This is a genomic window from Pelagovum sp. HNIBRBA483, assembly GCF_040931995.1.
Classification (GTDB): domain Bacteria; phylum Pseudomonadota; class Alphaproteobacteria; order Rhodobacterales; family Rhodobacteraceae; genus JAEPMR01.
Genome location: NZ_CP162412.1, coordinates 2,168,529 through 2,182,111 on the forward strand (window position 1 = coordinate 2,168,529; position 13,583 = coordinate 2,182,111).

The window sequence follows — 13,583 nt, forward strand, 5'->3', positions numbered from 1 at the left end:
CGACGAATAAGGGACCGCGATCATGGCAATGGAAAAGACCTTTAACGCAGCCGAGGCTGAAGCCCGCATTTTTGAGGCTTGGACCAATTCTGGCAGCTTCCGCGCAGGCGCGAACGCGAAGCCGGATGCAGAGAGCTTCACCATCATGATCCCGCCGCCGAACGTGACCGGCGCGCTGCATATGGGCCATGCGTTCAACAACACGTTGCAGGATATCCTGATCCGCTGGCACCGCATGCGCGGCTTTAACACGCTCTGGCAACCGGGGCAGGACCATGCAGGCATCGCGACGCAGCTTCAGGTCGAGAAAATGCTCGCCGCCCAAGGCAATGCGGGCCGCCGCGAACTCGGGCGCGAGAAGTTCCTTGAAAAGGTCTGGGAGTGGAAGGGCCAATACGGTGACACCATCGTCAATCAGCTCAAACGGTTGGGCTGTTCCTGCGACTGGGAACGCAACGCCTTCACCATGTCCGGAGCGCCGGGTGCGCCCGAGAGCGACCAGAGCGGCAACTTCCACGATGCGGTGATCAAGGTCTTCGTCGATATGTACGAAAAGGGCCTGATCTATCGCGGCAAGCGGCTGGTGAACTGGGATCCGCATTTCGAGACAGCGATTTCTGACCTCGAGGTCGAGAATATCGAAGTCGACGGCCATATGTGGCACTTCAAATACCCGCTCGCAGGTGGCGAAACCTACACCTATATCGAGAAGGACGAGGACGGGAATATCATCCTCGAAGAAGAGCGCGATTACATCTCTATCGCCACCACCCGCCCCGAAACGATGCTGGGCGATGGCGCGGTCGCGGTGCATCCCTCTGATGAACGCTATGCGCCGATCGTGGGCAAGCTGTGCGAAATTCCGGTTGGGCCAAAAGAGCATCGCCGCTTGATCCCGATCATCGTCGATGAATACCCCGATCCGACCTTTGGCTCCGGCGCGGTGAAGATCACCGGTGCGCATGATTTCAACGACTATCAAGTCGCCAGGCGTGGCGGCATCCCAATGTACCGCCTGATGGACACGCGCGGCCAGATGCGGGCCGATGGCGCGCCCTACGCCGAGGAAGCCGCAAAGGCGCAGGGCTTTGCCAAGGGTGATGCATTTACCGAAGCCACCGTCGATGCGATCAACCTCGTGCCGGAAGAATATCGCGGGCTGGACCGCTTCGAGGCACGCAAGCGCGTCGTGGCCGACATAGATGCCGAAGGGCTGATGATCACCATTGAAGACAAGAAGATCATGCAGCCGTTTGGCGACCGCTCAGGCGTGGTCATCGAGCCGATGCTGACCGACCAATGGTTTGTCGATGCGCAGAAGGTTGTTGGCCCCGCGCTGGATGCAGTGCGCGAAGGGCGCACCAAGATAATCCCTGAAAGTGGCGAAAAGACTTACTACCATTGGCTCGAAAATATCGAGCCGTGGTGTATCTCCCGCCAGCTTTGGTGGGGGCACCAGATTCCGGTTTGGTTCGATGCCGAGGGCAACGAATACTGCGCCGCGACCGAGGAGGAAGCGCAAGCCAAAGCAGGCGCTGGCGTCGCCCTGACCCGCGACCCTGACGTGCTAGATACATGGTTCTCTTCCGGCCTTTGGCCCATCGGCACGCTCGGCTGGCCCGAAAAGACGCCGGAGATGGAGAAATACTTCCCCACCGATGTGCTGATCACCGGATTTGACATCCTGTTCTTCTGGGTGGCGCGGATGATGATGATGCAATTGGCCGTCGTCGATCAGGAGCCGTTCCACACGGTCTACCTGCATCAATTGGTGCGGGACGAAAAAGGGCAGAAGATGTCCAAGACCAAGGGCAATGTCATCGACCCGCTTGAAATCATTGATGAATACGGCGCAGACGCACTGCGCTTCACCAATGCCTCGATGGCGGCGATTGGCGGTGTGCTGAAGCTTTCGAAAGATCGCATTCAGGGCTACCGGAACTTTGGTACCAAGCTATGGAATGCCTGCCGCTTTGCCGAGATGAACGGCGTCTTCGAATCGCATTCAGGCAGCACCGCGATCCCGACCGCCACGCAAACGGTGAACAAGTGGATCATCGGCGAAACCGCCCGCGTGCGCGAAGAGGTGGATGCCGCGCTAGAAGCCTATCGCTTCAACGATGCCGCCAATGCGCTGTACGCCTTTGTTTGGGGTAAGGTCTGTGACTGGTATGTGGAGTTCTCCAAGCCGCTCCTGATGGATGGATCCGATGCTGAGAAGCTGGAAACCCAGCAGACGATGGGCTGGGTGCTGGGTCAATGTCTGGTTCTGCTGCACCCGATCATGCCTTACATTACAGAAGAGCTTTGGGGGCTGATGGGCACACGTTCGAAAATGCTCGTCCATGCGGATTGGCCGAACTATGCCGCTGCCGATCTGGTTGACGCTGCCGCAGACGCGGAGATGAACTGGGCGATTTCGCTGATCGAAGGTGTGCGTTCTGCCCGCGCCCAGATGAACGTGCCGGTGGGTCTGCGCATTCCGGTGCTGCAACTGGATGCGGACGATGCCGCCAAAACCGCGCTTGCCAACAATGAAACCCTGATCAAGCGCCTTGCGCGGATCGAAGGGATCGACAGCGTCGAGAGCGCCCCGAAAGGCGCGATCACGGTGCCTACGGCGGGTGCAACCTTTGCCCTGCCGCTGGCCGACATCATTGATGTGGACGCTGAAAAGGCACGCCTATCGAAAGTGCTCGGCAAGCTGGAAAAGGAGCTTGGCGGCCTGCGTGGGCGGTTGAACAACCCCAAATTCGTGGCCTCCGCGCCCGAAGAGGTGGTCGAAGAAGCCCGCGAGAACCTGCGCCTGCGCGAAGAGGAAGAGGGCCAGCTGAAAGCCGCCCTTGCGCGGCTGGAGGAAATCGGTTGATAGCTGCCCTGCGGATGACCTGAAACAGAAGCCCGCGCCACCCGCGCGGGCTTTTTCTTTGCTCTTGTTCTGCCGGATTTCTCATGTCTAATTCGCGCCATGACACAGAATGATCCCCGCCTGACACCGCTTATCGCCGCCCTGCCCTCGACCATGCCGTTCAATTGCCCCGACGATGTGGAGCGCGCCCTCGAACGCCCTTTCGCAGCGCGGATCGGGGCCAATGAATGTGGTTTTGGCCCCTCGCCCAAAGCGCTCGAAGCGATCAGCAAAGCTGCGCCCGAGATATGGAAATACGGTGACGGTGATTGCCACGATCTGCGCATGGCATTGGCGGACCATCACCAGATCGGGCCTGAGCATATCATGATCGGTGAGGGAATCGACGGCTTGCTGGGCCAGCTCGTGCGCCTGACCGTGACTGAGGGCACGCCGGTGGTGACGTCGCGCGGCTCCTACCCCACCTTCAACTACCATGTGAAAGGCTATGGCGGGGTGCTGCATGAGGTCCCTTATACCGGCGACCACGAAGACCCCGAACGCCTGATTGCCAAGGCCCGCAGCACCGGCGCGCGGCTGATCTATATTTCCAACCCCAACAACCCGATGGGGAACTGGCATGATGCGGATGTCATCGCGCGGATGATCTCCGAGGTCCCAGAAGGGGCGTTGTTGATCCTCGATGAAGCCTACTGCGATTTTGCGCCAGCATCAGCGACCCTGCCCATCGTTCCAGATGATCCGCGCGTGATCCGCATGCGCACCTTCTCAAAGGCCTATGGGCTGGCCGGTCAGCGCGTTGGTTACGCGATCGGCGCGGTGCCGATTATCTCGGCCTTTGACCGCATCCGAAACCAGTTCGGGGTCAATATGCTCGGTCAGGTCGCCGCGTTGGCCGCGCTTCATGATCGTGACTGGTATACCAATATCCTTCAATGGACGTCCGAAGCGCGCGCCCGTATCGGCAGCATCGCCGAAGCAAACGGGCTGCGACCGCTGACATCCGCCACCAACTTTGTGACCATCGACTGTGGCGCGGATGGTGAGCTGTCAAAACGGATCGTTGCCGAGCTGGGCAAAGACGCAATTTTCATCCGCATGCCGTTCCAACCGCCGCAGAACCGCTGCATCCGCGTCAGCACAGGCAACGCCGAAGCGCTTGATGCATTCGAGGCTGCGCTTCCTGCCGCATTGGAGCGCGCACGCAAAAGTTAAGTGGCATTTTAACCCGCTGGGCTAGGATTATGGCAGAAGAGGTCTGCCATGTCGTCAACACCGCGCCGCGTCGAAGATTTTACAACGCCATTTCTCGTCACCACTGGCGTGACGTTGTTCTTTGCGCTGTGGACCCTCGCGGCGCTTGGCGGCTTCCCTGCGGTGCTGATTGCGGCGCTCACTGTTGACCGTTTGATTTCCCTAATCGGGGCAAGGCGCGCGCAACGCCGTTGAGATCACGTCACCGGCAGCAGCAGCCCCGCCCCGCCCATGCGGGATACCAAGCGCGGTAAGCCCTGCTTCCATCGTACCGAGCGCACCGAGGATCATATGGGCATTCACATGGCCCATGTGGCCCACCCTGAGGTAATCCTCCTCCGGATGCCGCCCCAACCCGATCCCGAGCGTGAGGCCTGCCTGATGTTCGCACCATTTCCGCAGCTTGGTTGCCGCGCCACCGCCCATGCGTATCGAGGTGACGGCATGCGAACGCTGGTTCGCATCCGCAACGTTCAAGGCGATATCGCCACTTTTGCCCCAGCACTCTACCGCCGCCCAAACAGCCCGCGCCAAGATCTCATGACGCTGCCAGACATGCGGCAGGCCTTCCTCTTGGATCATGTTCACTGCTTCCCGCAGGGCAAACAGCTGGTGCGTCGGGGCTGTGCCATCCCAGTATTCGTAGAACAATTCAGGCTTCGCACGCGGGCGCCAATCCCAATATCGGGTCGCACAATCGGCATGCTCCCGCCGCGCATCAGCACGGTCATTGAACCAGACGAATCCCATTCCCGGCGGCGCCATCAGGCCTTTCTGCGAGGCGGCTAAGAGCACATCGACACCCCATGCATCCATCTCGATCCGGTCGCAGCCGAAGGAGGCGATCGCATCGAGCATGAGGAGCGCCGGATGCGACAGCTCATCAAGCACCGCGCGCAACGGCGGCACCGCGCTGCGCAAGCCCGTCGAGGTATCCACATGCACCGTCAACACGGCAGCAATTTCGTGTTCTTTGTCCTGCGCCAATCGCGCCCGCAGCCGCGCCGGATCAATCGTTTCATGTTCGCCAAAATTGATGATTTCGGCATCCAGCCCCATGCCACGGGCCATTTCTTCCCAGCCAAACCCGAACCGCCCCGTGACCAGCACCAACACCTTATCACCGCGCGACATCGTGTTGGCGAGCGACGCCTCCCAAAGACCGTGCCCATTAGAGATATACATCGCCAAATGCCCCTCTGTCCCTGCAAGGCGCTTCAGATCGGGGACGAGACTGGCCGTGATATCGGGCAGTTTGCCTTCGTAGATGTTTGGTGATGGCTGCACCATAGCCCGCAAGACCCGCTCGGGCAGAACAGACGGACCGGGAATAGCGAGGTAGGATACGCCTTGGGAAAGCGACATTTCAGCTCCTGTAGCAATGCGCGAGGCGGACGTTAGCTTTTTTATGGATGGCGTCAATCGTGCGCCGCTTGCCCCGCCTCGGAGCAGCAGATAGACCAAGACGGACCGATTAGGAAAGCCAGATGTCCGACACCGCAAATCCCCCCGAACAGCCGCGCATTTCGGCCCGCGCACTCTTTGGCTGGCTATGGCGCGGTTACTTGCGGAAGTACAAGCTGCCGCTCGGGATTTCGGTATTCCTGATGATGCTCGAAGGCTCGATGCTGGGCCTGTTAAGCATCGTAATGAAGCCGATGTTCGACGATGTTTTCGTCAATGGCGACTCCTCGGCGCTATGGCCGGTGGGGCTGACGATCCTTGCCATCTTTACCGTGCGGGCATTCAGTTCCGTAGGCCAGCAAGTGCTTCTAACGCGTGTCAACGAAAGCACAGCCGCTGATATACGCGCCGCTTTGCTACGGCATTTGATGCGATTGGAGATCGCCTTCCACCAGACCAACCCACCCGGCTACCTCATCGAGCGGGTGCAGGGCGATGTCCAATCCATTGGCACCGTCTGGACGGGCATCGTTCAAGGGATTAGCCGCGACGCCGTCGCGGTGCTCTGGCTCTTTGGTGTGGCGCTTTGGGTCGATTGGAAATGGACTGTCGCGGCGCTGATTGGCATCCCGCTCTTGATTGCGCCCTCGCTGTTGGCGCAAGCCTATGTCCGCAAACGTGCGCGGGATGCACGCGAAGTGGCGGGCAATATGTCAACGCGGCTCGACGAGGTGTTTCACGGCATCGCCCCGATCAAGCTCAACGCGCTGGAAGACTATCAGGCCCGCCGCTACGAACGCTTGATCCGGTCGCGCGTGGTGGCAGAGGTACGGGCGGCTTTCGGGCGGGCATCTATCCCCGGCTTGATCGATCTGATGACCGGCGTGGGCTTCCTCTTTGTGCTGCTTTACGGCGGCAAACAGATCATCGAAGGCAGCAAAACCGTTGGCGAGTTCATGGCATTTTTCACGGCAATGGCCTTGGCCTTTGAACCGCTCAGGCGGCTTGGCGATATCTCGGGTCTGATTCAAGCGGCAGCGGCGGGTATCGAGCGCATACTAGCAATTTTCGAGACTGAGCCGGCGCTGAAAGAGCCTGCGAAGCCGGTCGCAACACCGACAGGCGCACCCGAGGTTGCGTTCAAAGATGTTACGCTCTCCTACGGAGATCATGCGGTTCTGCGCGGGCTGAGCTTTATCGCTGAGGCGGGCAAAACCACGGCACTTGTCGGTGCATCGGGTGCTGGCAAGAGCACGGTGTTCCACGCACTGACGCGGCTGATCGAACCACAATCGGGCCAAATCACCGTCGGCGGCGAACCTGCCAATTCGCTTCGTCTGGCTGATCTCCGCGCGCTTGTTTCGGTGGTATCGCAGGACGCGGCGCTGTTTGATGAAACCGTGCGCGAAAACATTCTGCTCGGGCGCAGGGATATCGCGCCAGAGCACCTCGAGCGGGTGCTCAAGGCTGCGCATGTCGCGGACTTCCTGCCCAACCTGCCGAACGGCCTCGACAGCCCCGCTGGGCCGCGCGGATCGAACCTTTCCGGCGGGCAAAGGCAACGCATCGCCATCGCGCGTGCGCTGCTCCGTGATACCCCGATCCTGCTCTTGGATGAGGCGACCTCTGCGCTTGATACCCGTTCCGAGGCAATCGTGCAGGAGGCGCTTGAGACGCTGGCCGAAGGCCGTACCACGCTCGTTATCGCGCATCGCCTCTCCACCGTGCGTAACGCTAACAAAATCATCGTGATGGATCGTGGACAGGTGATTGACCAAGGCAGCCATGAAGCGCTTTTGGCACGCGGCGGCGCGTATCGGGAATTACACAGCCTCCAGTTCGATGATCGTGGCGAAAAAAGCGGCGCCGGGGATGAAGTCTAGGCCGCGCCGACCTATATCGCGAGTCAAAGGCCGATGAGGGAAAACATGGAAAGCCGAACTGTTTTGGCCATCTATGGCAAAGACCGCGAAACGTTCCTGCAGGGGCTCGTCACCAATGATGTGACGAAAGCCCTGCCGGAGAAGGATGGCATTTGCTATGCGGCGCTGCTGTCCCCGCAAGGTAAGTTCATCGCGGATTTCTTCCTGATCGGGCGGGAAGATCATATCTTGCTCGATGTCGCCAGCGACGTGGCGCCTGCCTTGGCGCAGCGGTTGTCGATGTACAAACTGCGGGCCGATGTGCGGATCGAGGAAACCAGTCTGGTCGTCTCCCGTGGGTGCGGCATCGCTCCTGAAACGGCGCTCACCGATCCCCGCCACCCAGACCTTGGCTGGAGGGACTATGCGCATGACGACCATTCCGACGATACCGATTTCGAGGCCTTGCGCGTGCGCCTTGCCGTGCCCGAAATGGGCGCGGAACTCTCTGGAGAGAGCTACATCCTCGAAATGGGATTCGAGCGGCTCAACGGCGTCGATTTCCGCAAAGGATGCTATGTCGGGCAGGAAGTCACGGCTCGTATGCACCACAAGACCGAATTGAAGAAAGGGCTGCGCCGTGTGCGCCTGCATGGGTCAGCGGAAAGCGGCAGCGCGATCACCACAGGCGAAAAGATCGTTGGCACTTTGCACAGCATTCACGGGAATGAGGGGCTGGCCTATCTTCGGTTCGACCGCGTTTCAGACAACATGACCGCCGGAAATGCGCGGGTCGAGATTGCCGACTGATCAACTGCCGATCTGCGGATCAGGGTTGACCGTGTGGCCGTCAACAGGGATCGACTGCCCCGAAATCCGCGCCGCCGCATCGGAGGCAAGGAACACCGCGACGGCAGCAATATCTTCAGCTGTGACCCATGTTCTAAGCGACGTTCCGCTGGCGTAACCTTCATAAACCGCATCGCGTGTCATGCCCTTGGCGGTGGCTTCTGCCTCAAGCACCCGCTCCATGCGCGGCCCTTCCACCGCACCGGGAAGGATCGCGTTAGCGCGGATGCCAAACGCCCCCAATTCCATCGCGGCGGTTTTCATCAGGCCGATGATCGCCCATTTCGCGGCCGAGTACGGGCTGCGATAGGGGTAGCCGTACATCCCCGCCGTAGAGGAGGTGAAGATCACCGCGCCCTTTCCAGCTGCTTTCATCATTGGCGCAGCATGTTTGAGCGTCAGAAACGCCCCGTCGAGTGTCACAGCCGTACATGCGCGCCAATCTTCCAGCGCGACATCCTCGATCGCGGCGGTCGGGCCTTTGGTGCCCGCATTCACGCATAAGGCGTCCAAGCCACCTTTTGCAGCGATCTCGGCCATGAAGGTCGATATCTGCGCCTCGTTCGAGACATCAGCCAACCGGCCCTGCCAACCCTCCGGCAATGCGCCCAGCGCGGTCTGGTCCACATCCGTGACCCAGACCTCGTAGCCCGCAGCGGCAAAAGCCGCACCCATCGCGTAGCCGATACCGGACGCCCCGCCGGTGATCAGTACCCGTTTCATCTCTTGCCAACGGCTGCGCCAAGCCCTTCGGGGCGTGGCAAATTGGAATGGGCAGCCGCAGCGCGCGCCAAACGCTCGGCAACCACCGGACCGGGCTGCGAGGATTTGCGCGTCTCTAGGCTCACATGGATCAACATATGCTCGCCGGTTGCCAACAGCCTGTCACCTTCAAACATCTGGTGGAAAAGGTGCATTTTCTTGCCCTCACCCAGAATACATAACGTCTCGACCCTGATCGTTGCGCCGGCATGAACCTCGTCCACATGGCGGATATGGGTTTCAGCAGTGAAATAGCTGCCTGTGGACTGGATGTAATCGCCGTCACAGCCGACCATCATCATGAAACGATCCGTTGCATCCCCAAAAGCCTGAAGATACCGCACCTCATTCATGTGGCCGTTATAATCGGTCCAATCGAGGGGAACCGCCCGCTCGACCGTGAGAATAGGCTTTGAGAGATCAGCCACATCGTCAAGCTGCGCGGGGATCGGATCAATCTGCTTGTCACGCGCTTTGAGTAGTGCGCCCGCGCCCCAATCCTGTGCCTTCAACCCACGCAGGATCGAAACGAGGTTGTTGTCACGAATGCGCTCCAACTCGCGGATGGAATGATGGCCTGATTGCGCGTCTGATTGACCAGCAATCGCGTCGATCAGCTCATCCGTCAGATCAGGTACATCCATCAGTTTTGTCCATGGCCACTCCAAGCAAGGACCGAACTGGGCGATGAAGTGGCGCATGCCCGCCTCGCCGCCTGCAACGCGATAAGTCTCGAAGAGACCCATCTGCGCCCAGCGCAAGCCAAAGCCGTAACGGATCGCGTTGTCGATCTCTTCGGTGGTGGCGATGCCGTCATTTATCAGCCAGAGTGCCTCGCGCCAGACGGCTTCCAAAAAGCGGTCAGCGATATGGGCATCGATCTCGCGCTTGAGGTGGAGCGGGTACATCCCGATCCCTTGCAGCACATCCTTTGCCTGCTGCACCACCTCCGGCGCATTGGCCTCGGTGGTCACGAGTTCGACCAACGGCAGCAGATAGACGGGGTTGAACGGGTGCGTGACGACGATCTGTTCAGGACGCGATGCGCAGCCTTGCAGCTCGGATGGCTTGAAGCCGGAGGTGGACGAGCCGATCACCGCGTCAGGCGCGCAATGGGCCTGCAAGGTCTGATAGACCTTTTGCTTCAGTTCCAAGCGTTCGGGCACGCTTTCCTGAATATAGATCGCCCCATCAACCGCCTCTGACATCGTCTCGTGGAAGGAGAGCTTTCCCTCCGCAGGCATCGCCACATCCGACAATCCGGGCAGCGAGCGGCGGGCATTGGCGAGCACCTCGCCGATCTTCCTTTCGGCTTCAGGGTCAGGGTCGAAAACCCGCACATCCCAACCCGCAAGCAAGAACCGCGCAGCCCAGCCGCCCCCGATCACGCCCCCGCCAATAATCGCCGCCACTTGTGCCATTGTCGTTCTCCTTAACCGGCAACGGGTGCGCGCTTGGTCAGGCCAAGCTTCTCGCGCACCTCGGCGGGGCCAATCACGCGGGCGCCGAGGTTTTCGATGATCCCAACGGCGCGTTCGACGAGCTGTTCGTTGGTCGCCAGTACACCTTTGTCGAGCATAAGATTGTCCTCAAGCCCAACCCGCACGTTGCCACCAGCAAGAATCGATGCCGCAACATAGGGCATCTGGTTCCGGCCCAACGAAAAGGCCGAGAAGGTCCATTCATCCGGCACATTGTTGACCATCGCCATGAATGTGTTGAGGTCATCAGGCGCACCCCACGGCACCCCCATGCAAAGCTGCACCAGTGCGTTGGGTTCGAGAATGCCATCCTTCACCAGCTGCTTGGCATACCAAAGATGGCCGGTATCAAATGCCTCGATCTCCGGCTTCACGCCCAGATCGGTCATCATCTTGCCCATCGCCTGTAGCATGCCCGGCGTGTTGGTCATCACATAATCCGCTTCGGCAAAGTTCATCGTGCCGCAATCGAGCGTGCAGATTTCGGGCAGACATTCCGCCACATGCGCCACGCGCTCTTCTGCGCTGGCCATATCGGTGCCTGCGGCGGGCGGCAGCGGCTTGTCGACACCGCCAAACACAATATCGCCCCCCATGCCGGCTGTCAGGTTCAACACGACATCGACCGCTGAATCGCGGATGCGATCAGTCACTTCGCGGAAATACGCCAAATTGCGGCTCGGGGTGCCTGTCTCGGGGTCGCGCACATGGCAATGAACGACCGCTGCACCTGCCTTTGCTGCCGCAATGGCGCTATCGGCAATCTCTTTCGGGCTGCGCGGCACATGCGGGCTGCGGTCTTGGGTGGATCCGGATCCGGTGACGGCACAGGTGATGAATACGTCGCGGTTCATTTGCAATGGCATGACTGGCTCCTTGGATAGCGTCCGACTCATGCGGATTATTCTTGGCCTTGCGTGACTTTTCTTTCCACTTTACGAAACCAATATGTCAAATACCGCAAAATCTCTGTTTCCCGACGAGGTCGGCGCGGGGCAACGCCCGATGACTGTTGGCGTCCTTGTCATGGACCGGACCAATCTCCTCTCGCTCGCCGCAGCCGTTGACCCGATGCGCGCCGCCAATCGCCGTGCGGGGCGAGACTTGTTTCAGTGGCAATTCGCTACCCCGACACCGGCCACCGCCAACCTGACTGCCGGAATACCGATTTCAGGCACAGCAGTCGCCAGTTTGCCAGTGCCGGACCTGCTGCTGATCGTCTCCAGCTTCGCCATTGAAGCGCAAACGACACCCAATCTCTGCGCGACCCTGCGCCGCCTCGCGCGCGGCGGGGCGATTATCGCTGGTGTGGATGGCGGCAGCCAGATCATGGCCCGCGCGGGGCTTTTGGATGGCCTGCGGGCGACAACCCACTGGGAAGACCTCGAAAGTTTCGCGGCACAATTTCCGCGCATCACGGTTGTGCGGGACCGTTTCATCTTGTCTGGCCGCACGCTGACCACAGGCGGGGCGAGCCCTTGCCTCGATATGATGCTACATTTGATCTCAAGCCTGCACGGGAGGGAACTGGCGGCGCGGGTCGCCTCGGCGTTTATTTATGATCCCGTCTATGCAGGGCATGAGCCGCAGCGCCTTGCGCAATCCTCGGCGCTCACCAAACGCGCACCATTGGTGGCAAAGGCGATCCAGATCATGGAAGAGCAGCTGGAAAATCCGCTCCCGATTGGCGATCTCGCGTTGCGGCTTGGTATTTCTCGCAGGCGGCTGGAACAACAATTTCAGGAAACGCTCGGGACAACACCGCACGCCTTCGGACTGACATTACGGCTGGCAGAGGCGCGGCGGCTCGCCACCGATACCAACCGCGCTGTGCAGGATATTGCGCTGGCAACGGGCTTTAGTTCGCACGCCGCTTTTGCCCGCGCATTTCAGCGTGAATTCAGCCTCTCCGTCCGCGAAATCAGGCGGGCGCGTGGTCCGCTGACCTAAGGTTAATAAGGCATCGGGTGCTGCTTGTGGGTGAGGGTGATCTCCTCCAGCACCTCATCCGACAACACCAGATCATCACCTTTGAGGATATGAGCAAGCTGTTCAGCGGTCGTTGCGCCAAAGATCGCCGAGATCGGGAACGGCCGTGTCCGCTGCCATGCCATCGCCATATGCACGGGGTCCAACCCATGCCGCTTGGCAATATCCAGATAGGCCTGCGTCGCGGGCAGCACCCGCTCCGTCAAACGGCCTCCCATATCGCCATTCAGGCTCATCCGGCTGCCCTCCGGCACTGCGCCGCCCTGATACTTGCCGGTCAGGAATCCTGCGCCCAATGGCGAGAAGGACAGCAACGTCACTTCCTCGTTCACCGCCGTCTCAGCCAGATCGGTATCGAAAAGCCTGCACAGAAGGGAATATTCGTTCTGGATCGATGCCATGCGCGGCAAACCGTGCTGCTCGGCCAGATTGACCCAAGTGGTAGTGCCCCAAGCACTTTCGTTCGATAGCCCGATCGCGCGCAGCTTGCCCTCTTTGATCAGGTCGTCCAGCGCGCGCAATACGTCGAGCATATGATCGACAGTTCTTGCTCGATCCTGCCCAGAAGGATCATAGCGCCAGTTCTTGCGGAACATGTAGGAGCCGCGCATCGGCCAATGCAACTGGTAGAGGTCGATGACATCGGTTTTCAGACGCCGCAGCGACTGCTCGACAGCGGCACGGATCACGGCACCGTCATAGCCAGCGCCACCACGCATGAAGCCACCGTTGTCGCCCGTGACCTTGGTTGCAACGACGATCTCGTCGCGCCGCCCGCTTGCAGCAATCCATTCGCCGATGATATCTTCGCTGCGGCCCACCGTCTCGGCGCGCACGGGGTTCACCGGATACATTTCTGCCGTATCGAGGAAGTCGATGCCGGCCTCAAGCGCCATATCAATCTGCCGATGCGCATCCTCGACCGGCGTTTGGTTGCCAAATGTCATGGTACCAAGGCACCAGTCCGAAACAGAAATCCCCGTCCGCCCAAGATCAACTTTTTTCATGTCCGCTCCTATCGATGCCGCGCGGACTTTACCGAACGCGCACGGTTCCACAACCCTCGCCGCGCACAAGCGACCTACACACGAAAAATCACTTCAAAATCATCGC

The 13,583-nt window shown here is 60.1% G+C and carries 11 protein-coding genes; 6 read left to right on the plus strand and 5 right to left on the minus strand.

The window, feature by feature from the left end; genetic code table 11:
- Positions 1-22 precede the first annotated feature (22 nt).
- From AB1E42_RS10675 to AB1E42_RS10685, 3 genes are all read left to right on the plus strand, one after another.
- Positions 23-2,869 (plus strand): valine--tRNA ligase, encoded by a 2,847-nt coding sequence (locus tag AB1E42_RS10675; protein ID WP_368344228.1) that lies wholly within the window; start codon positions 23-25, stop codon positions 2,867-2,869.
- A 99-nt stretch (positions 2,870-2,968) separates the two neighbouring features.
- Positions 2,969-4,084, plus strand: coding sequence for a pyridoxal phosphate-dependent aminotransferase (locus tag AB1E42_RS10680; protein WP_368344229.1), 1,116 nt, complete (start codon positions 2,969-2,971; stop codon positions 4,082-4,084).
- A 48-nt stretch (positions 4,085-4,132) separates the two neighbouring features.
- On the plus strand, positions 4,133-4,318 hold the full coding sequence (locus tag AB1E42_RS10685) for a hypothetical protein (protein WP_368344230.1): 186 nt from the start codon (positions 4,133-4,135) through the stop codon (positions 4,316-4,318).
- On the opposite strand, the gene AB1E42_RS10690 is transcribed toward AB1E42_RS10685, so the two are convergent.
- Complete coding sequence (locus tag AB1E42_RS10690) at positions 4,286-5,488, minus strand: alanine--glyoxylate aminotransferase family protein (protein ID WP_368344231.1); 1,203 nt, start codon at positions 5,486-5,488, stop codon at positions 4,286-4,288. The genes AB1E42_RS10685 and AB1E42_RS10690 overlap by 33 nt on opposite strands.
- 122 nt (positions 5,489-5,610) lie before the next feature.
- On the opposite strand from AB1E42_RS10690, the gene AB1E42_RS10695 reads away from it, so the two are divergent.
- Together AB1E42_RS10695 and AB1E42_RS10700 are read left to right on the plus strand one after the other, a co-directional pair.
- Complete coding sequence (locus AB1E42_RS10695; protein WP_368344232.1) at positions 5,611-7,410, plus strand: ABC transporter ATP-binding protein; 1,800 nt, start codon at positions 5,611-5,613, stop codon at positions 7,408-7,410.
- Positions 7,411-7,455: 45 nt separating this feature from the next.
- Positions 7,456-8,199 (plus strand): folate-binding protein YgfZ, encoded by a 744-nt coding sequence (locus AB1E42_RS10700; RefSeq protein ID WP_368344233.1) that lies wholly within the window; start codon positions 7,456-7,458, stop codon positions 8,197-8,199.
- On the opposite strand, the gene AB1E42_RS10705 is transcribed toward AB1E42_RS10700, so the two are convergent.
- The 3 genes from AB1E42_RS10705 to AB1E42_RS10715 are packed head-to-tail and all read right to left on the minus strand — an operon-like array spanning position 8,200 to position 11,347.
- Positions 8,200-8,961 carry an SDR family oxidoreductase gene (locus AB1E42_RS10705; RefSeq protein WP_368344234.1) on the minus strand — a complete coding sequence of 254 codons (762 nt, stop codon included), beginning with the start codon at positions 8,959-8,961 and terminating at the stop codon, positions 8,200-8,202.
- A complete protein-coding gene (locus AB1E42_RS10710) occupies positions 8,958-10,421 on the minus strand; it encodes a carnitine 3-dehydrogenase (protein WP_368344235.1) in 1,464 nt (487 codons plus the stop codon). The genes AB1E42_RS10705 and AB1E42_RS10710 overlap by 4 nt, the downstream gene beginning before the upstream one ends.
- 11 nt (positions 10,422-10,432) lie before the next feature.
- Positions 10,433-11,347 (minus strand): 3-keto-5-aminohexanoate cleavage protein, encoded by a 915-nt coding sequence (locus AB1E42_RS10715; RefSeq protein WP_368344236.1) that lies wholly within the window; start codon positions 11,345-11,347, stop codon positions 10,433-10,435.
- A gap of 82 nt (positions 11,348-11,429) precedes the next feature.
- Here AB1E42_RS10715 and AB1E42_RS10720 point away from each other — a divergent pair, with 82 nt between their 5' ends.
- Entirely contained in the window at positions 11,430-12,431 is a 1,002-nt protein-coding gene (locus AB1E42_RS10720; protein ID WP_368344237.1) for a GlxA family transcriptional regulator, read from the plus strand.
- Positions 12,432-12,433: 2 nt separating this feature from the next.
- On the opposite strand, the gene AB1E42_RS10725 is transcribed toward AB1E42_RS10720, so the two are convergent.
- A complete protein-coding gene (locus AB1E42_RS10725) occupies positions 12,434-13,477 on the minus strand; it encodes an aldo/keto reductase (protein ID WP_368344238.1) in 1,044 nt (347 codons plus the stop codon).
- Positions 13,478-13,583 lie beyond the last annotated feature (106 nt).

Excerpts from the sequence above, each read along its gene's own strand:
- AB1E42_RS10675 (WP_368344228.1), top strand. The coding sequence starts at position 23 with ATGGCAATGGAAAAGACCTTTAACGCAGCCGAGGCTGAAGCCCGCATT.
- AB1E42_RS10680 (WP_368344229.1), top strand. The coding sequence starts at position 2,969 with ATGACACAGAATGATCCCCGCCTGACACCGCTTATCGCCGCCCTGCCC.
- AB1E42_RS10685 (WP_368344230.1), top strand. The coding sequence starts at position 4,133 with ATGTCGTCAACACCGCGCCGCGTCGAAGATTTTACAACGCCATTTCTC.
- AB1E42_RS10690 (WP_368344231.1), bottom strand. The coding sequence starts at position 5,488 with ATGTCGCTTTCCCAAGGCGTATCCTACCTCGCTATTCCCGGTCCGTCT.
- AB1E42_RS10695 (WP_368344232.1), top strand. The coding sequence starts at position 5,611 with ATGTCCGACACCGCAAATCCCCCCGAACAGCCGCGCATTTCGGCCCGC.
- AB1E42_RS10700 (WP_368344233.1), top strand. The coding sequence starts at position 7,456 with ATGGAAAGCCGAACTGTTTTGGCCATCTATGGCAAAGACCGCGAAACG.
- AB1E42_RS10705 (WP_368344234.1), bottom strand. The coding sequence starts at position 8,961 with ATGAAACGGGTACTGATCACCGGCGGGGCGTCCGGTATCGGCTACGCG.
- AB1E42_RS10710 (WP_368344235.1), bottom strand. The coding sequence starts at position 10,421 with ATGGCACAAGTGGCGGCGATTATTGGCGGGGGCGTGATCGGGGGCGGC.
- AB1E42_RS10715 (WP_368344236.1), bottom strand. The coding sequence starts at position 11,347 with ATGCCATTGCAAATGAACCGCGACGTATTCATCACCTGTGCCGTCACC.
- AB1E42_RS10720 (WP_368344237.1), top strand. The coding sequence starts at position 11,430 with ATGTCAAATACCGCAAAATCTCTGTTTCCCGACGAGGTCGGCGCGGGG.
- AB1E42_RS10725 (WP_368344238.1), bottom strand. The coding sequence starts at position 13,477 with ATGAAAAAAGTTGATCTTGGGCGGACGGGGATTTCTGTTTCGGACTGG.